The organism is Oryzihumus sp. JJN4-3R (genome assembly GCF_057747915.1).
In genome coordinates this window covers 1,665,403-1,690,025 of record NZ_CM173229.1, presented here as the reverse complement: position 1 = coordinate 1,690,025, position 24,623 = coordinate 1,665,403, and the positions used below count along the sequence as shown (strand labels likewise).

General features: G+C 69.4%; 31 protein-coding genes. 30 read left to right on the top strand and 1 reads right to left on the bottom strand.

Annotation, left to right across the window (positions count from 1 at the left end):
* The first annotated feature begins 27 nt into the window (after positions 1-27).
* From rplB to truA, 28 genes are all read left to right on the top strand, one after another.
* Complete coding sequence (gene rplB / locus AC3ANM_RS07750; protein ID WP_488287559.1) at positions 28-864, top strand: 50S ribosomal protein L2; 837 nt, start codon at positions 28-30, stop codon at positions 862-864.
* A gap of 15 nt (positions 865-879) precedes the next feature.
* A complete protein-coding gene (gene rpsS, locus AC3ANM_RS07745) occupies positions 880-1,161 on the top strand; it encodes a 30S ribosomal protein S19 (protein WP_488287558.1) in 282 nt (93 codons plus the stop codon).
* A 59-nt stretch (positions 1,162-1,220) separates the two neighbouring features.
* The gene (gene rplV / locus AC3ANM_RS07740; RefSeq protein WP_488287557.1) at positions 1,221-1,595 is read left to right on the top strand and encodes a 50S ribosomal protein L22; all 375 of its coding nucleotides are present in this window, start codon (positions 1,221-1,223) and stop codon (positions 1,593-1,595) included.
* Positions 1,595-2,416 (top strand): 30S ribosomal protein S3, encoded by an 822-nt coding sequence (gene rpsC / locus AC3ANM_RS07735; RefSeq protein WP_488287556.1) that lies wholly within the window; start codon positions 1,595-1,597, stop codon positions 2,414-2,416. Before rplV ends, rpsC begins: the two co-directional genes overlap by 1 nt.
* A complete protein-coding gene (gene rplP / locus AC3ANM_RS07730) occupies positions 2,416-2,835 on the top strand; it encodes a 50S ribosomal protein L16 (RefSeq protein ID WP_488287555.1) in 420 nt (139 codons plus the stop codon). The genes rpsC and rplP overlap by 1 nt, the downstream gene beginning before the upstream one ends.
* Complete coding sequence (rpmC, locus tag AC3ANM_RS07725; protein WP_488287554.1) at positions 2,835-3,071, top strand: 50S ribosomal protein L29; 237 nt, start codon at positions 2,835-2,837, stop codon at positions 3,069-3,071. The genes rplP and rpmC overlap by 1 nt, the downstream gene beginning before the upstream one ends.
* 5 nt (positions 3,072-3,076) lie before the next feature.
* Positions 3,077-3,364 carry a 30S ribosomal protein S17 gene (gene rpsQ / locus AC3ANM_RS07720; RefSeq protein ID WP_488287553.1) on the top strand — a complete coding sequence of 96 codons (288 nt, stop codon included), beginning with the start codon at positions 3,077-3,079 and terminating at the stop codon, positions 3,362-3,364.
* 119 nt (positions 3,365-3,483) lie between these two features.
* A complete protein-coding gene (gene rplN, locus AC3ANM_RS07715) occupies positions 3,484-3,852 on the top strand; it encodes a 50S ribosomal protein L14 (protein ID WP_488287552.1) in 369 nt (122 codons plus the stop codon).
* A gap of 3 nt (positions 3,853-3,855) precedes the next feature.
* The gene (rplX, locus tag AC3ANM_RS07710) at positions 3,856-4,221 is read left to right on the top strand and encodes a 50S ribosomal protein L24 (RefSeq protein WP_488287551.1); all 366 of its coding nucleotides are present in this window, start codon (positions 3,856-3,858) and stop codon (positions 4,219-4,221) included.
* Positions 4,222-4,223: 2 nt separating this feature from the next.
* Positions 4,224-4,784, top strand: a complete 561-nt coding sequence (gene rplE / locus AC3ANM_RS07705; protein ID WP_488287550.1) for a 50S ribosomal protein L5 — start codon at positions 4,224-4,226, stop codon at positions 4,782-4,784.
* Between the two features lie 2 nt (positions 4,785-4,786).
* Positions 4,787-4,972: a type Z 30S ribosomal protein S14 gene (locus tag AC3ANM_RS07700; protein WP_050347855.1), complete on the top strand. Its 186-nt coding sequence runs from the start codon at positions 4,787-4,789 to the stop codon at positions 4,970-4,972.
* An 82-nt stretch (positions 4,973-5,054) separates the two neighbouring features.
* Positions 5,055-5,453, top strand: coding sequence for a 30S ribosomal protein S8 (gene rpsH, locus AC3ANM_RS07695; RefSeq protein ID WP_141789344.1), 399 nt, complete (start codon positions 5,055-5,057; stop codon positions 5,451-5,453).
* A 23-nt stretch (positions 5,454-5,476) separates the two neighbouring features.
* The gene (rplF, locus tag AC3ANM_RS07690; protein WP_488287549.1) at positions 5,477-6,016 is read left to right on the top strand and encodes a 50S ribosomal protein L6; all 540 of its coding nucleotides are present in this window, start codon (positions 5,477-5,479) and stop codon (positions 6,014-6,016) included.
* Positions 6,017-6,019: 3 nt separating this feature from the next.
* Positions 6,020-6,394, top strand: coding sequence for a 50S ribosomal protein L18 (gene rplR, locus AC3ANM_RS07685; RefSeq protein ID WP_488287548.1), 375 nt, complete (start codon positions 6,020-6,022; stop codon positions 6,392-6,394).
* A 46-nt stretch (positions 6,395-6,440) separates the two neighbouring features.
* Positions 6,441-7,073 carry a 30S ribosomal protein S5 gene (rpsE, locus tag AC3ANM_RS07680; RefSeq protein ID WP_488287547.1) on the top strand — a complete coding sequence of 211 codons (633 nt, stop codon included), beginning with the start codon at positions 6,441-6,443 and terminating at the stop codon, positions 7,071-7,073.
* Entirely contained in the window at positions 7,073-7,255 is a 183-nt protein-coding gene (gene rpmD / locus AC3ANM_RS07675) for a 50S ribosomal protein L30 (RefSeq protein ID WP_141789341.1), read from the top strand. Before rpsE ends, rpmD begins: the two co-directional genes overlap by 1 nt.
* A gap of 2 nt (positions 7,256-7,257) precedes the next feature.
* Positions 7,258-7,713, top strand: coding sequence for a 50S ribosomal protein L15 (gene rplO, locus AC3ANM_RS07670; RefSeq protein WP_141789340.1), 456 nt, complete (start codon positions 7,258-7,260; stop codon positions 7,711-7,713).
* Between the two features lie 193 nt (positions 7,714-7,906).
* Positions 7,907-9,208 (top strand): preprotein translocase subunit SecY, encoded by a 1,302-nt coding sequence (gene secY, locus AC3ANM_RS07665; protein WP_488287546.1) that lies wholly within the window; start codon positions 7,907-7,909, stop codon positions 9,206-9,208.
* Positions 9,208-9,771: an adenylate kinase gene (locus AC3ANM_RS07660; RefSeq protein WP_488287545.1), complete on the top strand. Its 564-nt coding sequence runs from the start codon at positions 9,208-9,210 to the stop codon at positions 9,769-9,771. The genes secY and AC3ANM_RS07660 overlap by 1 nt, the downstream gene beginning before the upstream one ends.
* Before the next feature lie 5 nt (positions 9,772-9,776).
* Entirely contained in the window at positions 9,777-10,619 is an 843-nt protein-coding gene (gene map / locus AC3ANM_RS07655) for a type I methionyl aminopeptidase (protein ID WP_488287544.1), read from the top strand.
* Between the two features lie 237 nt (positions 10,620-10,856).
* Positions 10,857-11,078 carry a translation initiation factor IF-1 gene (gene infA / locus AC3ANM_RS07650; protein WP_006946284.1) on the top strand — a complete coding sequence of 74 codons (222 nt, stop codon included), beginning with the start codon at positions 10,857-10,859 and terminating at the stop codon, positions 11,076-11,078.
* 98 nt (positions 11,079-11,176) lie between these two features.
* Complete coding sequence (gene rpmJ, locus AC3ANM_RS07645; protein ID WP_010148647.1) at positions 11,177-11,290, top strand: 50S ribosomal protein L36; 114 nt, start codon at positions 11,177-11,179, stop codon at positions 11,288-11,290.
* A gap of 191 nt (positions 11,291-11,481) precedes the next feature.
* Positions 11,482-11,862, top strand: a complete 381-nt coding sequence (rpsM, locus tag AC3ANM_RS07640; protein ID WP_141789336.1) for a 30S ribosomal protein S13 — start codon at positions 11,482-11,484, stop codon at positions 11,860-11,862.
* A gap of 89 nt (positions 11,863-11,951) precedes the next feature.
* Positions 11,952-12,359 (top strand): 30S ribosomal protein S11, encoded by a 408-nt coding sequence (gene rpsK, locus AC3ANM_RS07635; protein WP_091756329.1) that lies wholly within the window; start codon positions 11,952-11,954, stop codon positions 12,357-12,359.
* 20 nt (positions 12,360-12,379) lie between these two features.
* Entirely contained in the window at positions 12,380-12,988 is a 609-nt protein-coding gene (gene rpsD / locus AC3ANM_RS07630) for a 30S ribosomal protein S4 (protein ID WP_488287543.1), read from the top strand.
* A 164-nt stretch (positions 12,989-13,152) separates the two neighbouring features.
* Complete coding sequence (locus AC3ANM_RS07625) at positions 13,153-14,175, top strand: DNA-directed RNA polymerase subunit alpha (protein ID WP_488287542.1); 1,023 nt, start codon at positions 13,153-13,155, stop codon at positions 14,173-14,175.
* Positions 14,176-14,243: 68 nt separating this feature from the next.
* Positions 14,244-14,789: a 50S ribosomal protein L17 gene (rplQ, locus tag AC3ANM_RS07620; protein WP_488287541.1), complete on the top strand. Its 546-nt coding sequence runs from the start codon at positions 14,244-14,246 to the stop codon at positions 14,787-14,789.
* A gap of 37 nt (positions 14,790-14,826) precedes the next feature.
* Positions 14,827-15,744: a tRNA pseudouridine(38-40) synthase TruA gene (gene truA, locus AC3ANM_RS07615; RefSeq protein WP_488287540.1), complete on the top strand. Its 918-nt coding sequence runs from the start codon at positions 14,827-14,829 to the stop codon at positions 15,742-15,744.
* Between the two features lie 28 nt (positions 15,745-15,772).
* Here truA and AC3ANM_RS07610 read toward each other — a convergent pair whose 3' ends face one another.
* On the bottom strand, positions 15,773-16,675 hold the full coding sequence (locus tag AC3ANM_RS07610) for a hypothetical protein (RefSeq protein ID WP_488287539.1): 903 nt from the start codon (positions 16,673-16,675) through the stop codon (positions 15,773-15,775).
* A gap of 178 nt (positions 16,676-16,853) precedes the next feature.
* Here AC3ANM_RS07610 and AC3ANM_RS07605 point away from each other — a divergent pair, with 178 nt between their 5' ends.
* Both AC3ANM_RS07605 and pulA read left to right on the top strand, forming a co-directional pair.
* Entirely contained in the window at positions 16,854-18,536 is a 1,683-nt protein-coding gene (locus AC3ANM_RS07605; protein WP_488287538.1) for an ABC-F family ATP-binding cassette domain-containing protein, read from the top strand.
* A gap of 248 nt (positions 18,537-18,784) precedes the next feature.
* On the top strand, positions 18,785-24,568 hold the full coding sequence (pulA, locus tag AC3ANM_RS07600) for a pullulanase-type alpha-1,6-glucosidase (RefSeq protein ID WP_488287537.1): 5,784 nt from the start codon (positions 18,785-18,787) through the stop codon (positions 24,566-24,568).
* Positions 24,569-24,623 lie beyond the last annotated feature (55 nt).

The window sequence follows — 24,623 nt, the reverse complement described above, 5'->3', positions numbered from 1 at the left end:
CGATTAGGGAACTGAGGATCACAGACAATGGGTATCCGTAAGTACAAGCCGACGACGCCTGGGCGTCGTGGCTCGAGCGTCGCGGACTTCGTGGAGATCACGCGGTCGACGCCCGAGAAGTCGCTGGTCCGTCCGCTCACCAAGAGCGGTGGCCGTAACAGCGCGGGTCGCATCACGACCCGCCACATCGGTGGCGGTCACAAGCGCGCATACCGCGTCATCGACTTCCGTCGCCACGACAAGGACGGCGTGCCGGCCAAGGTCGCTCACATCGAGTACGACCCCAACCGCACCGCGCGTATCGCCCTCCTGCACTACGCGGACGGCGAGAAGCGCTACATCCTGGCGCCGAACAAGCTCAAGCAGGGCGACCCGATCGAGAACGGTCCGGGCGCCGACATCAAGCCGGGCAACAGCCTGCCGCTGCGCAACATCCCCGTGGGTACGGTCGTGCACGCGATCGAGCTCCGTCCCGGTGGCGGCGCCAAGATCGCCCGCTCCGCCGGTGCGCGCGTCCAGCTCGTCGCCAAGGACGGCCCCTACGCCCAGCTGCGTATGCCGTCCGGTGAGATCCGCAACGTCGACGCGCGCTGCCGCGCCACCGTCGGCGAGGTCGGCAACGCCGAGCAGAGCAACATCAACTGGGGCAAGGCCGGCCGCATGCGCTGGAAGGGCAAGCGCCCGACCGTCCGTGGTGTGGCCATGAACCCGATCGACCACCCGCACGGTGGTGGTGAGGGCAAGACCTCCGGTGGTCGTCACCCGGTCAGCCCGTGGGGCCAGGCCGAGGGTCGGACCCGCCGCCCCAACAAGGAAAGCGACAAGCTCATCGTGCGTCGCCGCCGTACTGGCAAGAAGCGCTGATAGGAGCCCTGGGAAATGCCTCGTAGCTTGAAGAAGGGCCCCTTCATCGACGACCACCTCGCCAAGAAGGTGGACGCTCAGAACGAAGCGGGCACGAAGAACGTCATCAAGACCTGGTCGCGCCGGTCCATGATCAACCCGGACATGCTCGGTCACACGCTCGCCGTGCACGACGGCCGCAAGCACGTCCCGGTCTTCGTGACCGAGTCGATGGTCGGCCACAAGCTCGGTGAGTTCGCGCCGACCCGCACGTTCAAGGGTCACGAGAAGGACGACAAGAAGGGTCGCCGCCGCTAAGCGGTGGTCCACAACCCACAACACCATTCGAAATTTTCGAACGAAAGCAAGGGACAGCGATGGAAGCCAAGGCGCAGGCGCGGCACGTCCGTGTCACGCCCCAGAAGGCCCGCCGCGTCGTGGACCTGATCCGTGGCAAGCAGGCGACCGAGGCCGTGGCGGTGCTGCAGTTCGCACCGCAGGCCGCGAGCGAGCCGATTCGCAAGGTGCTCGAGAGCGCCATTGCGAACGCTCGTGTGAAGGCCGACAAGGCAAATGAAGCATTCGACGAGCGTGGCCTGGTCATCAGCGCCGCCTACGTCGACGAAGGTCCGACGATGAAGCGGTTCCGGCCGCGTGCTCAGGGTCGTGCCTACCGCATCCGCAAGCGCACCAGCCACATCACCGTGCACGTTGCGCTTCCGGACAACGCGAGCAAGGGAGGAACCCGCTAATGGGTCAGAAGGTCAACCCGCACGGCTTCCGCCTGGGCATCACGACCGAGCACAAGAGCCGTTGGTTCGCCGACAGCACCAAGACGGGTCAGCGTTACCGCGACTACGTCAAGGAGGACGTCGCCATCCGCAAGCTCATGTCCTCGGGCATGGAGCGCGCGGGCATCTCCCGCGTGGAGATCGAGCGCACGCGTGACCGCGTCCGCGTCGACATCCACACGGCGCGTCCGGGCATCGTCATCGGTCGCCGTGGCGCCGAGGCGGACCGCATCCGTGGCGAGCTCGAGAAGCTGACGGGCAAGCAGGTCCAGCTGAACATCCTCGAGGTCAAGAACCCCGAGATCGACGCGCAGCTGGTCGCCCAGGGCATCGCCGAGCAGCTCTCGGCCCGCGTGTCCTTCCGTCGCGCCATGCGCAAGGGCATGCAGTCCGCCCTGCGCGCCGGCGCCAAGGGCATCCGGGTGCAGTGCTCGGGTCGTCTCGGCGGCGCCGAGATGTCCCGCTCGGAGTTCTACCGCGAGGGTCGCGTGCCGCTGCACACCCTGCGCGCCAACATCGACTACGGCTTCTACGAGGCTCGTACGACGTTCGGCCGCATCGGTGTGAAGGTCTGGATCTACAAGGGTGACGTCACGGCCAAGGAGCTCGCTCGCGAGCAGGCCGCCGCACCGCGTCCGGCCCGTGGCCCGCGTCGTGACGGCGCTGACCGTCCGGCCCGCGGCCGTCGTCCCGCCCGCACCGAGGCCACCGAGGCCCCGGCCAGCGAGGCCACCGCGACGACCGAGGCCCCGGCTGCGAGCACTGAGGGAGCTGAGTCCTGATGTTGATTCCTCGTCGAGTCAAGCACCGCAAGCAGCACCACCCGGGTCGCTCGGGCGCTGCGAAGGGCGGCACCTCGATCGCGTTCGGTGACTACGGCATCCAGGCTCTCGAGCCGGCCTACGTGACCAACCGTCAGATCGAGTCCGCTCGTATCGCGATGACCCGTTACATCAAGCGTGGCGGCAAGGTGTGGATCAACATCTACCCCGACCGTCCGCTCACCAAGAAGCCCGCCGAGACCCGCATGGGTTCCGGTAAGGGTTCCCCGGAGTGGTGGATCGCCAACGTGAAGCCGGGTCGTGTCATGTTCGAGCTCTCCGGTGTTCCGGAGCCCATCGCCCGTGAGGCCATGCGTCTGGCGATGCACAAGCTGCCGATGAAGTGCCGCTTCGTTCGGCGTGAGGGTGGTGACATCTGATGGCAGTCGGTTCCAAGGACCTGACTCCCGCCTCGCTGCGTGGTCTCGAGGACGACCGTCTGGTCGACGAGCTGCGCAAGGCCAAGGAGGAGCTGTTCAACCTCCGCTTCCAGTCGGCCACCGGCCAGCTGGAGAACCACGGCCGTCTGCGCGCCGTCCGCAAGGACATCGCACGGATCTACACCGAGATGCGTGAGCGCGAGCTCAACATCGGTCGGTCCGAGAAGGCTGAGTGACGCACATGAGCGAGAACAAGCAGGAGAGCACTGTGAGCGACGAGCGCAACTACCGCAAGACGCGCCAGGGCTACGTCGTCAGCGACAAGATGGACAAGACCGTCGTCGTCGAGGTCGAGGACCGCGTCAAGCACGCGCTCTACGGCAAGGTCATGCGTCGCAGCCACAAGGTCAAGGCGCACGACGAGGCCAACTCGGCCGGCATCGGTGACCGCGTCCTGATCATGGAGACCCGCCCGCTCTCGGCCACCAAGCGCTGGCGCGTGGTGGAGATCCTCGAGCGCGCCAAGTAAGACACGGACTCCGGGCGGCGGGTGGCCCACCAGGCCACCCGCCCCACCCGGACCAATGACCACAGATCCGTTCCGCAAGGCTCAGCGATGAGAACCAGCGCGACGACAGGAGTTCGACAGTGATCCAGCAGGAGTCGCGACTGCGCGTCGCCGACAACACCGGTGCCAAGGAGATCCTTTGCATCCGTGTTCTCGGTGGCTCGGGTCGTCGGTACGCCGGCATTGGTGACGTCATCGTCGCCACCGTCAAGGACGCCATCCCCGGCGGCAACGTCAAGAAGGGCGACGTCGTCAAGGCCGTCATCGTGCGCACCGCCAAGGAGCGCCGTCGGCCGGATGGTTCCTACATCCGCTTCGACGAGAACGCGGCCGTCATCCTCAAGAACGATGGCGACCCGCGTGGAACCCGCATCTTCGGCCCGGTGGGCCGCGAGCTGCGCGAGAAGAAGTTCATGAAGATCATCTCGCTCGCTCCGGAGGTGCTGTAACCCATGGCGAAGATGAAGATCAAGAAGGGTGACCTGGTTCAGGTCATCAGCGGTCGCGCGCAGAAGAACGGCGGCGACCGGGGCAAGCAGGGCAAGGTCATCGCGGTCTACCCCGACACCCAGCGCGTGCTGGTCGAGGGCATCAACCGGATCACCAAGCACACCAAGGCCGGCACCACCGGTCGTGGCGCCCGCACCGGCGGCATCGTCACCCAGGAGGCGCCGATCCACGTGAGCAACGTGGCCGTCGTCGACCCGGAGACGAAGAAGCCGACCCGCATCAAGACCCGCGTCGAGACGGTGGAGCGTGACGGCAAGACCAAGACCGTCCGCACCCGCGTCGCCGTGCGTTCCGGTAAGGACCTGTGAACATGACTGAGACCGCTACCAAGCCGCGTCTGAAGACGCGCTACGCCGACGAGATCAAGCCGGCGCTGCTGCAGGAGTTCGGCTACGCGAACGTCATGCAGGTGCCCGGTGTCGTCAAGGTCATCGTCAACATGGGTGTTGGCGACGCAGCCCGCGACGCCAAGCTCATCGAGGGCGCTGTCCGCGACCTGAGCGCGATCACCGGCCAGAAGCCGGTCGTCACCAAGGCCCGCAAGTCGATCGCCCAGTTCAAGCTCCGCGAGGGCATGCCCATCGGCGCGCACACCACGCTGCGCGGCGACCGCATGTGGGAGTTCCTGGACCGTCTGCTGTCCGTCGCCCTGCCGCGCATCCGCGACTTCCGCGGTCTGTCGCCGAAGCAGTTCGACGGCCGTGGCAACTACACGTTCGGTCTGACCGAGCAGTCGATGTTCCACGAGATCGACCAGGACAGGATCGACCGCGTCCGGGGCATGGACATCACCGTCGTCACGACGGCGACCAATGACGACGAGGGTCGTGCGCTGCTGCGTCACCTCGGATTCCCGTTCAAGGAGAACTGACCGTGGCCAAGACCGCGCTGATCAACAAGGCCAACGCCAAGCCCAAGTTCAAGGTTCGCGCCTACACCCGCTGCCAGCGGTGTGGCCGTCCGCACTCGGTCTACCGCAAGTTCGGCCTGTGCCGCGTGTGCCTTCGCGAGATGGCCCACCGTGGCGAGCTGCCCGGTGTGACGAAGAGCAGCTGGTAATCCCTACAAACCTCTTACACCGTAGGTCGGCGGCAGAACCGTGGGCCGCTGAAACCCCGGTGAGGAAGGGCGGAGAAGCCCAATGACAATGACAGACCCGATTGCGGACATGTTGACCCGCGTCCGGAACGCCAACTCGGCGCACCACGACGTGGTCTCCATGCCGTTCTCCAAGCTCAAGTCCCACATCGCTGAGATCCTCCAGGCCGAGGGCTACATCGCCGGCTGGAAGGTCGAGGACGCCGAGGTCGGCAAGACGCTGACCATCGACCTGAAGTACGGCCCGAACCGCGAGCGTTCCATCGCTGGCGTGCGTCGCGTGTCCAAGCCCGGTCTGCGCGTCTACGCGAAGTCGACGAACCTGCCCAAGGTCCTCGGCGGTCTCGGTGTGGCCATCATTTCCACGTCGTCCGGCTTGCTCACTGACAAGCAGGCGGCCAAGAAGGGTGTAGGCGGAGAAGTCCTCGCCTACGTCTGGTAACAGGAAGAGGAGGAGAAGAACCCATGTCCCGTATTGGACGACTTCCTGTTTCCGTGCCTGCCGGTGTCGACGTGACCATCGACGGCCAGGCCGTCACGGTCAAGGGGCCCAAGGGCCAGCTGGAGCACGTCGTGCGCGAGCCGATCACGGTCAACAAGGCCGAGGACGGCGCGGTCGAGGTCAAGCGCCCGAACGACGAGCGCCTCTCGCGTTCGCTGCACGGCCTGACCCGCACGCTCATCAACAACATGGTTCTCGGTGTCACCGAGGGCTATGAGAAGAAGATGGAGATCCACGGCACGGGTTACCGCGTGGCCGCGAAGGGCTCGGACCTCGAGTTCGCCCTCGGCTACAGCCACCCGATCACCGTGAAGGCGCCCGAGGGCATCTCCTTCACCGTCGAGAACCCCACCCGCTTCGCGGTCCAGGGCATCGACAAGCAGCTGGTCGGCGAGGTCGCCGCCAACATCCGCAAGCTGCGCAAGCCCGACCCGTACAAGGGCAAGGGCGTTCGCTACGCGGGCGAGCAGATCCGTCGCAAGGTCGGAAAGGCTGGTAAGTAAGCCATGGCATTGATCGTCAAGCGCGGCAAGAGCAAGAGCGCTGCTCGCGGTCGTCGCCACCTGCGCGTCCGCAAGAAGGTCGCCGGTACGGCGCTGCGTCCCCGTCTGGTGGTCACGCGCTCGAGCCGTCACGTCTTCGTCCAGGTCATCGACGACACCGTCGGCAAGACGGTGGCCTCGGCCTCGACCATGGAAGCGGACCTGCGTTCCTTCGAGGGCGACAAGTCGGCCAAGTCCCGCAAGGTCGGCGAGCTCGTCGCTGAGCGCGCGAAGGCCGCCGGCGTCGACTCCGTCGTCTTCGACCGGGGCGGCAACCGCTACCACGGCCGGATCGCGGCGGTCGCCGACGGCGCCCGTGAGGGTGGGTTGGCTCTGTGATGACCCACTGCACTGCCTTCGAGATTTCAGAGAAGAGGAACGTCTGATGGCTGGACCCCAGCGCCGAGGCGCCACCGGTGCCGGCACTGCCGGCAACGAGCGCAGCGACCGTGGCGGCAACCGTCGTGACCGCGACAACCGTCGCGACAACGCTGCGGAGAAGACCGCTTACGTCGAGCGCGTCGTGACCATCAACCGCGTCGCCAAGGTCGTCAAGGGTGGTCGTCGCTTCAGCTTCACCGCGCTGGTCGTGGTGGGCGACGGTGACGGCACCGTGGGCGTCGGCTACGGCAAGGCCAAGGAGGTGCCCGCGGCGATCGCCAAGGGTGTCGAGGAGGCGAAGAAGAACTTCTTCCGCGTCCCCCGCATCCAGGGCACCATCCCCCACCCCGTCCAGGGTGAGGCTGCCGCGGGCGTCGTCCTGCTCCGTCCGGCCGCTCCCGGTACCGGTGTCATCGCCGGTGGTCCGGTGCGCGCCGTGCTCGAGTGCGCCGGCATCCACGACGTGCTGTCCAAGTCCCTGGGCTCGGACAACGCCATCAACATCGTCCACGCGACGGTCGAGGCCCTGCGTGGCCTCGAGCGCCCCGAGGCTGTCGCGGCTCGCCGTGGCCTGCCCCTCGAGGACGTCGCCCCGGCCGCGCTGCTGCGTGCCCGTGCCGCGGGGGTGAACTCCTGATGGCTCGTCTGAAGGTGACCCAGACCCGTTCAGAGATCGGCGGCAAGCAGAACCAGCGCGACACGCTGCGCAGCCTCGGTCTGAAGCGCATCGGCGACGTCGTCGTCAAGGAGGACCGCCCCGAGATCCGCGGGATGGTCCGCACGGTGACCCACCTGGTCACCGTCGAGGAGGTTGACTGATCATGGCCAAGGACCCGTCCGCGCTGAAGGTGCACCACCTTCGCCCGGCTCCTGGTGCCAAGACCGCCAAGACCCGCGTGGGTCGTGGTGAGGGCAGCAAGGGCAAGACCGCTGGTCGCGGTACCAAGGGTACGAAGGCGCGTTACCAGGTTCCCGAGCGCTTCGAGGGTGGGCAGATGCCGCTGCACATGCGGCTGCCCAAGCTCCGGGGCTTCAAGAACCCGTTCCGCACCGAGTACCAGGTCGTCAACCTCGACCGCATCTCGGCGCTGTACCCCGACGGTGGCGACATCACCGTGGAGGACCTCGTGGCCAAGGGTGCCGTCCGCAAGGGCGCCCCGGTCAAGGTGCTCGGCACCGGCGAGATCACCGTCAAGGTGAACGTCTCCGTGCAGAAGTTCTCGGCCTCGGCCAAGGACAAGATCGAGGCCGCCGGCGGCACGGCGACCGAGGTCTGACCAGACACGGTCCGGTCGACAACCGCATACTGAAGCAGTAAGTCAGCGCCCCGGGCGCCGGGTCCCCGAGGCCCGGAAGCCCGGGGCGCTGTCTAGGACGGTAGGCTCACCGGATGACCGGGGGAGCCTCGTCGTCCCCCGTTCGTTCGCCCCATCAGATGGCCACCGGATCCGGTGGCCCGCAGGAGGACCAGTGCTCACCGCTTTCGCCCGTGCGTTCAGGACGCCGGACCTGCGCAAGAAGCTCCTGTTCACGCTGGCGATCATGGCCGTGTTCCGCCTCGGCTCACTGGTGCCGACCCCGGGCGTGAGCTACAGCCAGGTGCAGAACTGCATCAAGGGCGCCTCGACGACCGGCGTGCTGTCGCTGGTCAACCTGTTCAGCGGTGGCGCGCTGCTCCAGCTGTCGATCTTCGCGCTGGGGATCATGCCCTACATCACCTCGAGCATCATCATCCAGCTGCTCACCGTGGTGATCCCGCGCTTCGAGACCCTCAAGAAGGAGGGTCAGACCGGCACGGCGAAGCTGACGCAGTACACCCGCTACCTCACCATCGGACTGGCCATCCTCCAGTCGGCCACCCTGGTGACGATCGCGCGCAACCCCAGCCAGCTCTTCGGCTCCCAGTGCACCAGCATCATGCCGGACCAGAGCCTGCCCACCATCCTCATCATGGTGCTCACGATGACCGCCGGCACCGGCGTCATCATGTGGCTCGGTGAGCTGGTGACCGACCGCGGCATCGGCAACGGCATGTCCCTGCTGATCTTCACCTCGATCGCCGCGCGCTTCCCGACCTCGCTGTGGGCGCTGCGCACCAAGGGCTGGGACAAGTTCTTCATCGTCATCGTGCTCGGCCTGGTGGTCATCGCGGCCGTCGTGTTCGTCGAGCAGTCCCAGCGCCGCATCCCCGTGCAGTACGCCAAGCGGATGATCGGTCGCCGGATGTACGGCGGCACCTCCACCTACATCCCGCTCAAGGTCAACATGGCGGGTGTCATCCCGGTCATCTTCGCCTCGTCGCTGCTGTCGCTGCCCTCGCTGATCGCGCAGTTCCAGCGCGGCACCGGCCGGCCGCCGGCCTGGGTGACCTGGGTGGACCAGAACCTCACCCGCGGTGACCACCCGATCTACATGCTCGCCTACGTCGGGCTGATCCTGTTCTTCACGTTCTTCTACGTGTCCATCACGTTCAACCCCGATGAAGTCGCCGACAACATGAAGAAGTACGGTGGTTTCATCCCGGGTATCCGGGCCGGGCGACCCACGGCCGAGTACCTCGACTACGTCCTCACCCGGATCACCGTGCCGGGCGCCCTCTACCTCGGACTCATCTCCCTGATCCCGCTCATCGCCTTCGTCCTCGTCGGCGCTGACCAGAACTTCCCCTTCGGCGGCACCTCGATCCTGATCATCGTCGGTGTCGGCCTGGAGACGGTGAAGCAGATCGAGTCCCAGCTGCAGCAGCGTCACTACGAAGGGTTCCTCCGCTGATGCGTCTCATCATCCTCGGCCCGCCCGGCGCCGGTAAGGGCACGCAGGCTGCCCGCATCGCCGACCGCCTCGGTATCCCGGCGATCTCGACCGGCGACATCTTCCGCAGCAACATCAAGAACGGCACCGCCCTGGGCAAGCAGGTCCAGGAGATCCTCGCCGCGGGCAAGTACGTGCCGGACGAGGTCACCAACGCGATCGTGCGTGACCGCCTGGAGCAGGACGACGCCGCCAAGGGCTTCCTGCTGGACGGCTACCCGCGCACCCAGGCCCAGGTGGCCGAGCTCGACGCGATGCTGGCCGAGGGCGGCCACCGCCTTGACGCCGTGCTCGAGCTGACCGCCGACACCGACGAGGTCGTCAGCCGGCTGCTCAAGCGTGCCGAGCTCGAGGGGCGCGCCGACGACACCGAAGAGGTCATCCGGCACCGCCAGGAGGTCTACGTCGAGGAGACCGCGCCCCTGGCTGCGATCTACCGCGAGCGGGGCCTGCTGCGCCAGGTGGACGGCATGGGTGACGTCGACGCCGTCACCGCCCGCCTCGAGTCGGCCCTCGGGGCCTGAGGCCCGTGTTCGGACGCAACCGCCTCGACACCAAGACCGAGGACCAGATCCGGCGCATGCGCCGGGCCGGCCTGGTCGTGGGGGAGACCCTGGCCCTGCTGCGCGAGCAGGTCCGCCCGGGCATGACCACCGCCGACCTCGACCGCGTGGCCGAGGAGCACATCCGCGGTGCGGGGGCGGTCCCGTCCTTCCTGGGCTACCACGGCTTCACCGGCACCCTGTGCGTCAGCGTGAACGAGGAGGTCGTCCACGGCATCCCGGGCAGCCGCGAGCTGCGCGAGGGTGACCTGGTCTCCATCGACTGCGGCGCCATCGTCGAGGGCTGGCACGGCGACGCCGCCATCTCCCTGGTCGTCGGCGGTCGCGAGGCCGGCACGCCGGCAGACCTGGCGCTCATCGACGCCACGGAGGCCTCCATGTGGGCCGGCATCGCCGCGCTCAGGGTCGGCGAGCCCCTGTATGCCGTGGGCGCGGCTGTCGAGGACGCCGTCACCGCGGCTGCCGCCTCCAACGGCGCCGACTACGGCATCGTCGAGGACTACGTCGGCCACGGCATCGGCACCGAGATGCACCAGGACCCGCAGGTGCCCAACTATCGCGTGCGCGACCGTGGCCCGACGGTGCGCTCGGGTCTCACGGTCGCCATCGAGCCGATGGTCACCCTGGGCTCGGCCGACACGGCGGTCCTGGAGGACGACTGGACGGTCGTGACCACCGACGGCTCGCGCGCCGCGCACTGGGAGAACTCGGTCGCCGTGACCGAGGCCGGGCTCTGGGTGCTCACCGAGCTCGACGGCGGCCAGGCGAGGCTGGAAGCCCTCGGCGCGCCATACGCACCGCTGGACTGACCCTCCCCGGTGCTGCGCACCGGGCCTGACCAGCCGCGATCCGCACCTCGCCGATTTCTCCTCCTGTGGGGGGATGGCGTAGGCTGGTGCGTCGGCTCACGAATGTCTCGTCCTGCATGCCCCGGGCCCGCCCGAGGCATGCCGCGCGTGCCGTCCCGTGTGCCGGGTTGAAACGTCAGTGGAGGTCACTGGCCGGCCCCCGCCGGGGGTCGACCCGATCATCGGATTGCGGAGGAAATGGCCAAGAAGGACGGTGTCATCGAGATCGAGGGCACGATCGTCGAGGCTCTGCCGAACGCGATGTTTCGCGTGGAGCTCACCAACGGTCACAAGGTCCTCGCTCACATCTCGGGCAAGATGCGCCAGCACTACATCCGGATCCTCCCCGAGGACCGCGTGGTGGTGGAGCTCAGCCCGTATGACCTGACCCGTGGCCGCATCGTCTTCCGTTACCGCTGACCGGGTGTCTCACCACTCCCGATCCCACCAGACTCCCCGGGGTTCCGCCGCGTCCGCGCGGTGGGCGACGGGGGGCCCGATCTAAAGACAGCAGGCAGATGAAGGTTCAGCCGAGCGTCAAGAAGATCTGCGACAAGTGCAAGGTGATCCGCCGTCACGGCCGGGTCATGGTGATCTGCGAGAACCTGCGCCACAAGCAGCGCCAGGGCTGAGCAGAAACCCACCGAGCACCACTCGCGCTCTTCCGAGAACGCAAGACAACAACGCAGCGCCCGACCCCAGGACCACCTGGACGTCACCCCCGGCACGGAGGCCGGGGACCGTGGGCCACGGGACAGATCCCGCGGCCGGAAGCGGACCGGCGTTGCTCCAGACCTCCGTGTTGATCAGGAGAACACACAAGATGGCACGTCTTGTTGGTGTGGACCTCCCGCGCGAGAAGCGCGTGGAGATCGCACTCACCTACATCTTCGGCGTGGGGCGCACCCGCGCGAAGGAGACCCTTGCGGCGACGGGCGTCAACCCCGACACCCGCGTCCGCGACCTCGGCGACGAGGAGCTGGTCAAGCTCCGCGACTACCTCGAGGGCAACTTCAAGGTCGAGGGTGACCTCCGCCGTGAGGTCGCCGCCGACATCCGCCGCAAGGTCGAGATCGGCAGCTACGAGGGTCTGCGTCACCGTCGCGGCCTGCCCGTTCGCGGTCAGCGCACCAAGACCAACGCGCGCACCCGCAAGGGCCCGAAGCGCACTGTGGCCGGCAAGAAGAAGGCCGGCAAGAAGTAAGTCCGCTCGTGATCCGATCGCCGGGCCGCACATCCGCGGGACGGCGAACCGAGTCGGACCACACTTCAACCACGTAGGAGATCTACCGCATGCCTCCCAAGAGCCGTACGGCTGCGGGCGCCAAGAAGGTGCGCCGCAAGGAGAAGAAGAACGTCGCCCACGGGCACGCTCACATCAAGAGCACGTTCAACAACACCATCATCTCGATCACCGACCCCACCGGGGCCGTGATCTCGTGGGCCTCTGCCGGCCAGGTCGGCTTCAAGGGCTCCCGCAAGTCCACCCCGTTCGCAGCGCAGATGGCCGCCGAGGCCGCCGCGCGTCGTGCCATGGAGCACGGCATGCGCAAGGTCGACGTCTTCGTCAAGGGCCCGGGTTCCGGTCGTGAGACCGCCATCCGCTCGCTGACCGCCACCGGCCTCGAGGTCGGCGCCATCAGCGACGTCACGCCCTCGCCGCACAACGGCGTCCGTCCGCCCAAGCGCCGTCGCGTCTGAGACCGGGAGAGAGATAAGACATGGCTCGTTACACCGGCCCCATCACCAAGAAGTCGCGTCGCCTCAAGGTCGACCTCGTCGGCGGCGACAAGAACTTCGAGCTCCGTCCCTTCCCGCCCGGCCAGCACGGCCGTCGCCGGATCCAGGAGAAGGAGTACCTCACCCAGCTGCAGGAGAAGCAGAAGGCCCGCTTCACCTACGGCGTCATGGAGAAGCAGTTCCGCGGTTACTACGAGGAGGCCTCGCGCCGCCCCGGCAAGACCGGTGAGAACCTGCTGCAGATCCTCGAGTCCCGCCTGGACAACGTGATCTACCGCGCCGGCCTGGCCCGGACCCGTCGCGCCGCCCGCCAGCTGGTGACCCACGGTCACTTCCTGGTCAACGGCGTCCGCGTCGACGTCCCGTCCTACCGCGTCTCGCAGTACGACATCATCGACGTCCGTCCGAAGTCGGCCGAGACCTTCCCGATCGAGCTGGCCCGCCAGACCTTCGGTGAGCGTCCCGTCCCGGCCTGGATGCAGGTCGTCCCCGGCTCGCTCCGGGTCCTGATCCACCAGCTGCCCGTCCGTGCGCAGATCGACACGATCCTCACGGAGCAGCTCATCGTGGAGCTCTACTCGAAGAACTGAGGTTTTTCACCCGGTATGCCGGGTGGCCACCTCCCCCGGGAGGCAACCACCCGGCATACCCCGGGCTCGTGGCACGGACAGAGGTGCCAGGGGCCGCGGACCGTCGCGGGTCCGCAGTTTCACGAGGCGTCAAATAGCGGTCGCCCGTGGGAAGGAAGAAAAAAGTGCTCATCGCACAGCGCCCCACCCTCAGCGAGGACGTCGTCTCCGACGCGCGCTCGCGGTTCGTCATCGAGCCGCTCGAGCCGGGCTTCGGCTACACCCTCGGCAACTCCCTGCGCCGCACCCTGCTCTCGAGCATCCCGGGCGCCGCGGTCACCAGCATCCGCATCGACGGCGTGCTCCACGAGTTCTCGACGGTCCCCGGTGTCAAGGAGGACGTCACCGAGATCATCCTGAACATCAAGGGCCTGGTCGTCTCCAGCGAGCATGACGAGCCGGTCGTCATGTACCTGCGCAAGCAGGGCCCCGGCGCCGTCACCGCTGCTGACATCGCCCCCCCGGCCGGTGTCGAGGTCCACAACCCGGACCTGCACATCGGCACGCTCAACGGCAAGGGCAAGCTCGAGATGGAGCTGACGGTCGAGCGTGGCCGTGGCTACGTCTCCGCCGCCCAGAACAAGAGCGGCGACGCCGAGATCGGCCGCATCCCGGTCGACTCGATCTACAGCCCGGTGCTGGCCGTGACCTACAAGGTCGAGGCCACCCGCGTCGAGCAGCGCACCGACTTCGACAAGCTGATCGTCGACGTCGAGACCAAGAACAGCATCGCCCCGCGCGACGCCATGGCCTCGGCCGGCAAGACGCTGGTGGAGCTGTTCGGCCTGGCCCGTGAGCTCAACGTCGAGGCCGAGGGCATCGACATGGGCCCGAGCCCGACCGACGCCGCCCTGGCGGCCGACCTGGCGCTGCCGATCGAGGACCTGGACCTCACGGTCCGTTCCTACAACTGCCTCAAGCGCGAGGGCATCCACACCGTGGGTGAGCTCGTGGCCCGCAGCGAGGCCGACCTGCTCGACATCCGCAACTTCGGTGCGAAGTCGATCGACGAGGTCAAGGCCAAGCTGGTCGGCATGGGGCTGCAGCTCAAGGACAGCCCGCCCGGGTTCGACCCGAGCGCTGTCGTGGGCAGCTTCGACGACGACTTCGACGAGGACCAGTCCTTCGTCGAGGACGAGCAGTACTGACCCACCTGACCGACTCTGTGACCAACCCGCATTCGGCGGTTCGGTCAGAACTCTGAGGAGAACAACCCATGCCCACGCCCACCAAGGGTCCCCGCCTCGGCGGCGGTCCGGCGCACGAGCGGCTCATCCTGGCCAACCTGGCCACCTCGCTGTTCGAGCACGACCAGATCACGACCACCGAGGCCAAGGCCAAGCGCCTGCGCCCGCTGGCCGAGCGTCTGATCACGTTCGCCAAGCGCGGTGACCTGCACGCCCGCCGCCGGGTGCTCACGGTCGTCCGTGACAAGGGTGTCGTGCACCGCCTGTTCACCGAGATCGCTCCCGACATGGAGCTGCGTCCCGGTGGCTACACCCGCATCACCAAGATCGGCAACCGCAAGGGCGACAACGCCCCCATGGCCGTGATCGAGCTGGTGCGCGAGCCGCTGTCCCCGAAGAAGGCCACTGTCGCCGAGGCCGAGGCTGCGACCAAGCGGTCCGCCAAGGACAAGAAGGCCAAGGAGGCCCCGGCCGAGGAGACCGTCGAGGCTCCCGCGGCTGAGGCCACCGAGGTCGAGGCCACCGAGGCCCCGGCCGTCGAGGCCACGGACGAGGCCGGCAAGGCCGACGCCTGAGCCGATCGGCTCACGCGGCCTCGTTAGGCTGCACCGCATGACCCGTGACGAGCCCGTCGTCCCCGACCCAGGGGGCGGCGGGCTCGTCCGCGTCCGGGTCGACTTCGCCTACGACGGCTCGGACTTCTCCGGCTGGGCGGCCCAGCCCGGCCTGCGCACCGTCGAGGAGGTGCTCTCCGGCGCGCTGACCACGGTGCTGCGGGCGCCGGAGCCGGTGCGCCTGACGGTGGCCGGCCGGACCGACGCCGGCGTGCACGCGCGCGGGCAGGTGTGCCACGCCGACATCGACCCGCTGGCGTTCTCCCGGCTGCCCGGCCGGTCGGACCGCACCCCGGTCGAGGCGGCCGTGACCCGGCTCAACGGGGTGCTGCCCCCGGACGTCGTGGTCCGCGAGGTGGCCGTGGCGCCGGAGGGCTTCGACGCCCGCTTCTCGGCCGTGCAGCGGCGCTACCTCTACCGGATCTGCGACCGCCCCGAGCTCGCCGACCCGCTGCGCCGCCGGGACACCGTCGTGGTGCGGCACCGGCTCGACGTCGAGGCGATGCACGCCGCGGCCCAGCTGCTGCTGGGGCTGAAGGACTTCGCCGCGTTCTGCAAGAAGCGTGAGGGCGCCACGACGATCCGCACCCTGCTGGACTACGCGTGGACCCGCGCCGAGGACGGCACGCTGCTCGCGCGGGTGGAGGCCGACGCCTTCTGCCACTCGATGGTCCGCTCGCTCGTCGGGGCGGTGCTGCCCGTGGGGGAGGGGCGCCAGCCGGTGGAGTGGCCGGCCCAGGTCCTCACCGCCGGTCAGCGCGACCCGCGGGTGGTCGTCATGCCGCCGCACGGCCTGTCCCTGGAAGAGGTCTCCTACCCGCCCGCCCCGGAGCTGGCCGCCCGGGCCCGGGAGGCCCGCGCCGTGCGCACGGTCGACGCGACGTCGGACCCGGCAGGTGCGAGCCCGGCGCGGTAGCCCGCACCCGGGACACCCGCTGTGCGGGTCAGGGAGCCATGGCGGACCAGCCGCGGTAGTCCTCGACCGCGATACCGGCGTAGGTGGCGCTGCCCATCAGGGCGGCGTCGACCTGGGCGAGCTCGGCCTCCATCTGGGTGCGGGTCATCCCGAAGAAGGTCTGCTTGACGTCGGCCGGGTCGCTGCCGAGGTCGTTGGTCTCCTGGCCGATCCGGATCGGCTTGCCGGTCGCCTTCGCACTGGCCAGCGCCGCGGCGGCGATGTCCAGCGTGCCGTCGGTGCCGGCAGCGTGGTTGCGGTAGGCCATCACGGCGGTCCCGGCGACCCGGGTCATGACGGCCCGGTCCAGCGGCGTCCGGCCGTAGCTGACCGTGTTGAACCAGAACGGGATGTCGGCCTCCACCGGGTGGCTCGTGCCGGCCGAGGACACCAGCGTCGAGAGCAGGCTGACGTAGCGCTTGACCGTGCCGGACTGGTCGGTCGACCACGACGCCAGCGCATAGGGCTCCACGTCGACGTGGACGCCGGTGAACAGCCCGGTGGCCAGGGCGGGGGTCAGCCAGCTGGAGACCACCCACGACGGGGAGTCGACCCAGGTGGGGTCGCCGCCGAGGGCGTCGACCTGCATCCCCGCGGCCCGGGCCTGGGTGCTGAGCTGCTGCAGGCGGGGCAGGTCGGGGGAGAAGGTCACCTGGGGTGGCACCGCCACGAAGAGCCGGGTGACCCCTTGGCCCTGGGCGTAGGCCACGACCTGGGCCGGGTCGTCGGCGGTCCACACCCACATGGCCCGGGTCGGTGGAGTCGGGGGAGGGCTGGCGTGCTTGACCCTGGCGGCCAGGGCCGGGGTTGCGGCGGCCAGGCCCAGGAGACCTGCGGCCGCGGCGGCCAGGGTCAGGGTGAGAACGCGAACAGGGGCCACGTGCCGAGCCATGCTGCCTCCACTCCGGCGTCACCGGCAGCAGGGGTGCCGGGGGTTCAGGATGAGGTCGGGTGCCCCCTCGCGCGGGCGCGTTTGACGAACCCCTGACCAACGGCCCCGGCCCCGCCGGGAGCATTGCGGGCGAAACCGGGATGACTCGGCGGCCCCGGGTGAGGGACAGTGGGCGGTTGTGGGCCACGTCGACATCAACGCCATCAGCTACTCCCTGCCCGACGGGCGACCCCTGCTCGGGGAGGTCAGCCTCCGCGTCGGCGAGGGCGCGAAGGTGGCCCTGATCGGCCCCAACGGGACGGGCAAGACCACGCTGTTGCGCATCGTCAGCGGCGACCTCGACGCCCACGAGGGGGCCGTGACCCGCAGCGGCGGGCTCGGCGTCATGCGCCAGTTCATCGGCAAGGTGCGCGATGACACCACCGTGCGCGACCTGCTCGTCGGTGTCGCCCCGACCGCCGTCCGGCAGGCCGCCGAGGCCGTCGACGCGGCCGAGCTGGCGATGATGGAGCACGACGACGAGAAGGTGCAGATGGCCTACGCCCAGGCGCTGGCCGACTGGGCCGACGCCGGCGGCTACGAGCACGAGACGCTCTGGGACGTCTGCACCGTCGCCGCCCTCGGCGTGCCCTTCGAGCAGGCGCAGTGGCGCACCGTGCGGACCCTCTCCGGCGGCGAGCAGAAGCGGCTGGTCCTCGAGGCGCTGCTGCGCGGCCCGGAGGAGGTGCTGCTGCTGGACGAGCCGGACAACTACCTCGACGTGCCGACCAAGCGCTGGCTGGAGGAGCAGCTGGTCGCCTCGCCCAAGACGGTGCTGTTCGTCAGCCACGACCGCGAGCTGCTCGACCGGGTGGCCACCCGTGTCGCGACCCTGGAGCCGGGCGCGGCCGGGAGCACGCTGTGGGTCCACCCGGGCCGGTTCTCGACGTACCAGCAGGCGCGGATCGACCGCAACGCCAAGCTGGAGGAGCTGCGCCGGCGCTGGGACGAGGAGCACGCCAAGCTCAAGGCCCTGGTGCTGATGTACAAGACCAAGGCCGCCTACAACGACGGGCTGGCCAGCCGCTACCAGGCGGCCAAGACCAGGCTGGCCAAGTTCGAGGAGGCCGGCCCGCCCGAGGCCGTGGCCGTCGAGCAGAACGTGCGGATGCGCCTCACCGGTGGTCGCACCGCCAAGCGGGCGGTCATCGTCGAGGGCCTGGAGCTGACGGGTCTCATGAAGCCGTTCGACCTCGAGATCTGGTACGGCGAGCGGGTGGCCGTCCTGGGCAGCAACGGCTCGGGCAAGTCGCACTTCCTGCGTCTCCTGGCCCGCGGCGGCAGCGACCCGGACATCGAGCACCGGCCGGTCGGGGACGTGGTCCCCTCCCCGGTCGAGCACACCGGTATCGCGCGCCTGGGCTCCCGGGTCCGTCCCGGCTGGTTCGCCCAGACGCACGACCACCCCGAGCTGATGAGCCGCACGCTGCTGGAGATCCTGCACCGCGGCGACGAGCACCGGGCCGGCAAGCCGCGCGACGAGGCGGCGCGGGCGCTGGACCGCTACGGCCTGGCCCGCTCCTCGGAGCAGCCGTTCGCCTCGCTGTCGGGCGGCCAGCAGGCGCGGTTCCAGATCCTGCTGCTGGAGCTGAGCGGCGCGACGATGCTGCTGCTGGACGAGCCGACCGACAACCTCGACCTGCATTCCGCCGAGGCGCTGGAGGAGGGCCTGGCCGCCTTCGACGGCACGGTGCTCGCCGTGACCCACGACCGGTGGTTCGCCAAGGGGTTCGACCGCTACCTGGTGTTCGGCCAGGACGGCAGCGTCTACGAGTCCGACGAGCCGGTGTGGGACGAGGGCCGGGTCCAGCGGGCCCGCTGACGCGCGCGCAGCTTTGCTCAGCCCAGACCGCTTTCCGGGCGTGATCCGGCGCCGGTGAGCGGCCTGGGCTGCGCAAAGCGGCTTGAGGTGAGCACGGCGGCTTGCAAGAAGTTGCTGAAACTTTGCACTTCACCTCTGGTTTCCGGCGGCTCACCGCCCTAGCGTTCCCGGGGCGGTCCGCCGGGGCGGGGGCCGCGACTCACCGACGGGCGGCCTCAGGGGGCGCTCGCTGACGTCCAGGAGTGCCCGTGACCGGTCGCTGGTCCACCCTCGTCGCTGCCGTCGCAGCATCCACCCTCGCCGGGATCGGGCTGATGCCGTCGTCGGCGCCGACCGCCGCGGCGGCCGAGCGCACGGCCACCCTCGTCGGGTCGCTGCAGTCCGAGCTGGGCTGCTCCGACGACTGGCAACCGGACTGTGCGGCCACCGTGCTGACCCGCGAGGGTGACAGCACGGCATACAGCAGGGACTTCCGGGTGCCGGCCGGGAAGTACGAGCTCAAGGTGGCCATCAACGGCAGCTGGGACGAGAGCTACGGCGCCGACGGCGTCAAGGGCGGCGCCAACATCCCGCTGGTGCTGCAGGGCCCGGCCACCCTGCACGTGTCCTACGACGACCAGACGCACAAGATCGGCATCGCGCCGACGGACCTGCCCGGCCCGGCAACGGCCGCCGACAAGGCGCTCGCCGGCTCCAGCCTGCGCGGGCCGCTGACCCGCGAGCGGTTCTACTTCGTCATGGCCGACCGGTTCGCCAACGGCGACAAGGCCAACGACACCGGTGGCCTGACCGGCACCCGCATGGACACCGGCTACGACCCGACCGACAAGGGCTTCTACCACGGCGGTGACCTCGCCGGCCTGACCCAGAAGCTCGACTACATCAAGTCCCTTGGCACCACGGCGATCTGGCTGACGCCGGCGTTCAAGAACCGCCCGGTGCAGGGCAGTGGCGCCAACGCCAGCGCCGGCTACCACGGCTACTGGATCACCGACTTCACGCAGGTCGACCCGCACCTGGGCACCAACGCGCAGATGAAGCAGCTCATCGCCGCGGCGCACGCCAAGGGCATGAAGGTCTTCTTCGACATCATCACCAACCACACCGCCGACGTCATCGACTACCAGGGCGACCAGCACGGCTACATCTCCAAGACGACCCGGCCCTACACCGACGCCAGCGGGAAGGCCTTTGACGACAAGGCGTATGCCGGCGGCAGCACCTTCCCGGCGCTGGACCCGGAGACGTCCTTCCCCTACAAGCCGGTGTTCCACAGCGACGCCGACAAGACCGTGAAGGTCCCGGCCTGGCTGAACGACCCGACGCTCTACCACAACCGCGGCGACTCGACCTATGCCGGCGAGTCCGCGGAGTACGGCGACTTCGCCGGTCTCGACGACCTGTGGACCGAGCAGCCCAAGGTCGTCCAGGGGATGACCGACGTCTACAGCAAGTGGGTCGACTTCGGCGTCGACGGCTTCCGGATCGACACTGTCAAGCACGTCAATATGGAGTTCTGGCAGCAGTTCGTGCCGGCCATCCAGGCCCGCGCCAAGGCCGACGGCAACGACAGGTTCTTCGAGTTCGGTGAGGTCTACGACGCCGACCCGAAGCTCATGAGCCGCTACACCACCACCGGCCGGCTGCCCGCCACGCTGGACTTCGGCTTCCAGTCGGGCGCCCTGGCGTTCGCGCAGGGCAAGGCCACGACGGGGCTGCGCGACTTCTTCGCCAACGACGACTACTACACCGACACCGACTCCAACGCCTACGAGCTGCCGACCTTCCTCGGCAACCACGACATGGGCCGGGTCGCCATGATGCTCAAGGGTTCCGGCTCGAGCGGGCCGGACCTGATGGCGCGCACGAAGCTCGCCAACGACCTGATGTTCCTCACCCGTGGCCAGCCGGTCGTCTACTACGGCGACGAGCAGGGCTTCATCGGCAGCGGCGGTGACAAGGACGCCCGCCAGGACATGTTCGCCACCAAGGTGCCCGAGTACGCCTCGCAGGAGGTGCTCGGTGGCACCTCCGGCAGCCGGGACCGGTATGACGAGTCCTCGCCGCTCTACCGGCAGATCCAGTCCCTGGAGCGGTTGCGTGCCGCGAACCCGGGGCTGGCCGACGGCGCCCAGGTCCACCGCTACGCCTCCGACGGGCCGGGCGTCTACGCCTTCAGCCGGGTCGACGCGGCGACGGGCACCGAGTACGTCGTCGTGGCCAACAACGCCAGCACCGCCAGGTCGGCGACCTTCAGCACCTACAGCGACCGCATGCACTTCGCGCCGCTCTACGGCGCCGACGGCGACCTCGTCTCCGGTGCCGACGACCGGGTCAGCGTCACCGTCCCGGCCCTGTCGGTGTCGGTGTGGAAGGCCCGCAGCGGCCTGGCGCACCGGCGCAGCGCACCGGCGGTCTACCTCACCTCGCCGCAGGCAGGGGGAGTCGTCGGGGGCCGCGCCGAGATCGGGGCGGCCATCGCGGACAACGCCTTCGCCCAGGTGAGCTTCGCCTGGCGGGCGGCCGGCACGAGCCAGTGGCACGCCCTCGGCACCGACGACAACGCGCCGTACCGCGTCTTCCACGACGTCAGCGGCCTGGCCAAGGGCACCCTGCTGGAGTACCGCGCGGTCGCCAAGGACAGCAGCGGCAACCTCTCGGCCAGCTCCTCCTACGGCGTCGTCGGTGACGCCCAGGCTGCGGGGAGCTCCGGCGGCTCCGGCGGCGTCGGCCCGGTCACCCAGCCGGACTACGTCAGCGTGCCGGGCAGCGACAACTCCGAGATGGGCTGCTCCGGCGACTGGCAGCCCGACTGCGCCCAGGCGCAGCTGTCGCTGGACGCCAAGGACCAGGTCTGGAAGGGCACGTCCACCTCGATCCCGGCCGGGGACTACGAGTACAAGGCCGCGATCAACAAGAGCTGGGACGAGAACTACGGCGCCGGCGGGGCCAGGGGCGGCAGCAACATCGCCTACACCGCGCCCGGCGGCCCGGTGACCTTCTACTACGACCACGCCACCCACTACGCCACGAACACCGCGCAGGGCCCGATCATCACCGCGCCCGGCTCCTTCCAGAGCAAGCTCGGCTGCCCCGCGGACTGGAGCCCGGACTGCATGCGCCCGTGGCTGCAGGACCCCGACGGGGACGGCACCTACACCTGGTCGACCGACCAGATCCCTGCCGGCAGCTACGAGTTCAAGGTCGCGCACGGCCTGAGCTGGGACGAGAACTACGGCGCCGGCGGCGCACCCGGCGGCGCGAACATCGGCTTCTCGGTGCCCTCGGACGGCACCGTCGTGACCTTCTCCTACGTCCTGGCGACCCACCAGGCAAGCGTGAAGACCTCGCGCGCCGGGGCCGCGCCGGACCTGAAGAAGGCCAAGGCCTACTGGGTCGGCCGCGACCTGCTCGCCTGGCCCGCCAACGGCGTGCCGGCCGGGAGCAACCCCGCCCTGCTGCACTGGCGCCTGCACTGGTCGCCCACCGGCGACCTCGGCGTCGACGCCGAGGCCGTCACCGGCGGCTCCACCGCGGACCTGACGTATGACGCGTCCGGGCTCCCGGAGTCGGTCACCGCCGCGCACCCCGAGCTCAAGGGCTACCTCGCGCTGCGGCTGGACCCCAGGGTCGCGAGGCAGGCCGGGGACATCCTGCGCGGCCAGGTCGCCGTCGGGCTCTACGACGAGCTCGGCCGGCTCCTGGACGCTACCGGGGTGCAGACCCCGGGCGTGCTCGATGACCTCTACGCGCCGGCCGCCTCCCGCCGCGCGCTCGGGGTCAGCTGGGACGGGCGCACGCCGTCCTTCGCCCTCTGGGCGCCGACGGCCCGGTCCGTCTCTTTGCTGACGTGGCCGGCCGGCTCGGCCGGCGACGCCCCGGTGAGCGCCGCGACCCGGGTGACCATGCAGCGCCAGGGTGACGGCTCGTGGACGGTGGAGGGCCGCCCGCAGTGGCGCGGCGCGCGATACCTCTATGACGTGGAGGTGTTCGCCCCCACCACCGGCAAGGTCGAGCACAACCTGGTCACCGACCCCTACTCGGTGGCGCTGACGCGGGACTCCACCCGCTCGGTGGCGGTGGACCTGGCCGACCCGGCCTACCGGCCGGCGCTGTGGTCCGGCACCCCGTCCCCGGCGCTGAAGCAGGACGTGGACTCCACGATCTACGAGCTGCACGTGCGGGACTTCTCCATCGGCGACACCAGCGTGCCGGCCGACCACCGTGGTTCCTACCTGGCGTTCGCGGACAACGGCGACGGCACGAAGCACCTCAAGGCGCTCGCCGCCGCGGGGCTCAACACCGTGCACCTGCTGCCGACGTTCGACATCGCCTCGATCGAGGAGGACCCGGCCAAGCAGGCCACGCCGGCCTGTGACCTGCGCTCCTACGCGCCGGACAGCACCGAGCAGCAGAAGTGCGTCACCGCCGTGGCCGGCAAGGACGCGTTCAACTGGGGCTACGACCCGTGGCACTGGATGGCCCCGGAGGGCTCCTACGCCTCCAGCGCCGCGGCGGCCGACGGCGGCGAGCGGGTGGCGCAGTTCCGCACCATGGTCGGTGGCCTGCACCGTGACGGCCTGCGGGTCGTCCTGGACCAGGTCTTCAACCACACCCCGGCGAGCGGCCAGGCGCCGACGTCGGTGCTCGACCGGGTTGTGCCCGGCTACTACCAGCGGCTGAACGCCACGGGCGCGGTGGAGACCTCGACGTGCTGCCAGAACGTCGCCACGGAGCACGCCATGGCGCAGAAGGTCATGGTGGACGCCGTGGTCTCGTGGGCCCGCAGCTACCACGTCGACGGCTTCCGCTTCGACCTGATGGGGCACCACAGCCGCGACACGATGCTCGCGGTGCGCCACGCCCTGGATGCGCTGACGCTGCAGCACGACGGTGTCGACGGCCGCTCGATCTACCTCTACGGCGAGGGCTGGAACTTCGGCGAGGTGGCCAACAACGCCCTGTTCACCCAGGCCACGCAGGGCCAGCTCGGCGGCACCCACATCGGCACGTTCTCCGACCGGCTGCGGGACGCGGTCCGCGGCGGTGGGCCGTTCGACGAGGACCCGCGCAAGCAGGGCTTCGGCAGCGGCGAGTCGACCGACCCCAACGGTGCGCCCGTCAACAGCGGCGCTGCCTCCTCGCTGCGGCACGACACCGACCTCGTCGAGCTCGGGATGGCCGGCAACCTGCGGGCGTTCACCTTCAAGGACACCGAGGGTGCGGTCGTCCGGGGTGACCAGGTCGACTACAACGGCTCGCCGGCGGGCTACGCCGACCAGCCGGACGAGGTCGTCAGCTACGTCGACGCCCACGACAACGAGACGCTGTGGGACTCGCTGACCTACAAGCTGCCGGTGGCGACGACGATGGCCGAGCGCGTGCGGATGAACACGCTGTCCCTGGCGACGACAGCCCTGTCGCAGACGCCGTCGTTCTGGCACGCCGGCGCGGACCTGTTGCGCAGCAAGAGCTTCGACCGCGACAGCTACGACAGCGGCGACTGGTTCAACACCCTGGACTGGACCGGCGCGGACAACGGCTTCGGGCACGGCCTGCCCCGTGAGGGCTCGAACAGCAACAAGTGGTCCTACATGAAGCCGCTGCTGGCCAACCCGGCGCTCAAGCCCTCGGCCACGGACGTGGCCACCGCCTCGGCCCAGGCCCAGGACCTGCTGCGGCTGCGGTTCTCCTCGCCGCTGTTCCGCCTCGGCTCGGCCGACGCGATCCGGGCCAAGGTCGGCTTCCCGGTCTCCGGGACCGCCGACGCCCACCCGGGCGTGGTCGTCATGCGGATCGACGACACCAAGGGCACCGACAAGGACCCGGCGCTCGACGGGCTCGTCGTGGTGCTCAACGCCTCGCCGGACGCCGTGGCGCAGAAGTTGCCCGGTATGGCGGGTGCGCACCTCGCGCTGTCCCCGGTCCAGGCCGGGGGAGCCGACCCCGTGGTCAAGACCTCCACCTGGGACCCGGCCAACGGCACGCTGACGGTGCCCGCCCGCACCGTGGCGGTGTTCGTGCAGCACTGACCTCGGTCCGCGGAGGTGAGGGGCCCCGATGTGCCGGCCAACCGGCATACCGGGG

What these genes read in the sequence shown, in the direction of transcription:
- rplX (WP_488287551.1), top strand. Translation starts at nt 3,856, where the DNA reads ATGGCGAAGATGAAGATCAAGAAGGGTGACCTGGTTCAGGTCATCAGC.
- rpsS (WP_488287558.1), top strand. Translation starts at nt 880, where the DNA reads ATGCCTCGTAGCTTGAAGAAGGGCCCCTTCATCGACGACCACCTCGCC.
- rpmJ (WP_010148647.1), top strand. Translation starts at nt 11,177, where the DNA reads ATGAAGGTTCAGCCGAGCGTCAAGAAGATCTGCGACAAGTGCAAGGTG.
- rplV (WP_488287557.1), top strand. Translation starts at nt 1,221, where the DNA reads ATGGAAGCCAAGGCGCAGGCGCGGCACGTCCGTGTCACGCCCCAGAAG.
- infA (WP_006946284.1), top strand. Translation starts at nt 10,857, where the DNA reads ATGGCCAAGAAGGACGGTGTCATCGAGATCGAGGGCACGATCGTCGAG.
- rplO (WP_141789340.1), top strand. Translation starts at nt 7,258, where the DNA reads ATGGCCAAGGACCCGTCCGCGCTGAAGGTGCACCACCTTCGCCCGGCT.
- AC3ANM_RS07610 (WP_488287539.1), bottom strand. Translation starts at nt 16,675, where the DNA reads ATGGCTCGGCACGTGGCCCCTGTTCGCGTTCTCACCCTGACCCTGGCC.
- rplP (WP_488287555.1), top strand. Translation starts at nt 2,416, where the DNA reads ATGTTGATTCCTCGTCGAGTCAAGCACCGCAAGCAGCACCACCCGGGT.
- truA (WP_488287540.1), top strand. Translation starts at nt 14,827, where the DNA reads ATGACCCGTGACGAGCCCGTCGTCCCCGACCCAGGGGGCGGCGGGCTC.
- rpsC (WP_488287556.1), top strand. Translation starts at nt 1,595, where the DNA reads ATGGGTCAGAAGGTCAACCCGCACGGCTTCCGCCTGGGCATCACGACC.
- rplQ (WP_488287541.1), top strand. Translation starts at nt 14,244, where the DNA reads ATGCCCACGCCCACCAAGGGTCCCCGCCTCGGCGGCGGTCCGGCGCAC.
- rpmC (WP_488287554.1), top strand. Translation starts at nt 2,835, where the DNA reads ATGGCAGTCGGTTCCAAGGACCTGACTCCCGCCTCGCTGCGTGGTCTC.
- rpsH (WP_141789344.1), top strand. Translation starts at nt 5,055, where the DNA reads ATGACAATGACAGACCCGATTGCGGACATGTTGACCCGCGTCCGGAAC.
- rpmD (WP_141789341.1), top strand. Translation starts at nt 7,073, where the DNA reads ATGGCTCGTCTGAAGGTGACCCAGACCCGTTCAGAGATCGGCGGCAAG.
- rpsK (WP_091756329.1), top strand. Translation starts at nt 11,952, where the DNA reads ATGCCTCCCAAGAGCCGTACGGCTGCGGGCGCCAAGAAGGTGCGCCGC.
- rplR (WP_488287548.1), top strand. Translation starts at nt 6,020, where the DNA reads ATGGCATTGATCGTCAAGCGCGGCAAGAGCAAGAGCGCTGCTCGCGGT.
- rpsD (WP_488287543.1), top strand. Translation starts at nt 12,380, where the DNA reads ATGGCTCGTTACACCGGCCCCATCACCAAGAAGTCGCGTCGCCTCAAG.
- rpsM (WP_141789336.1), top strand. Translation starts at nt 11,482, where the DNA reads ATGGCACGTCTTGTTGGTGTGGACCTCCCGCGCGAGAAGCGCGTGGAG.
- rpsE (WP_488287547.1), top strand. Translation starts at nt 6,441, where the DNA reads ATGGCTGGACCCCAGCGCCGAGGCGCCACCGGTGCCGGCACTGCCGGC.
- rplE (WP_488287550.1), top strand. Translation starts at nt 4,224, where the DNA reads ATGACTGAGACCGCTACCAAGCCGCGTCTGAAGACGCGCTACGCCGAC.
- AC3ANM_RS07660 (WP_488287545.1), top strand. Translation starts at nt 9,208, where the DNA reads ATGCGTCTCATCATCCTCGGCCCGCCCGGCGCCGGTAAGGGCACGCAG.
- rpsQ (WP_488287553.1), top strand. Translation starts at nt 3,077, where the DNA reads ATGAGCGAGAACAAGCAGGAGAGCACTGTGAGCGACGAGCGCAACTAC.
- rplB (WP_488287559.1), top strand. Translation starts at nt 28, where the DNA reads ATGGGTATCCGTAAGTACAAGCCGACGACGCCTGGGCGTCGTGGCTCG.
- rplF (WP_488287549.1), top strand. Translation starts at nt 5,477, where the DNA reads ATGTCCCGTATTGGACGACTTCCTGTTTCCGTGCCTGCCGGTGTCGAC.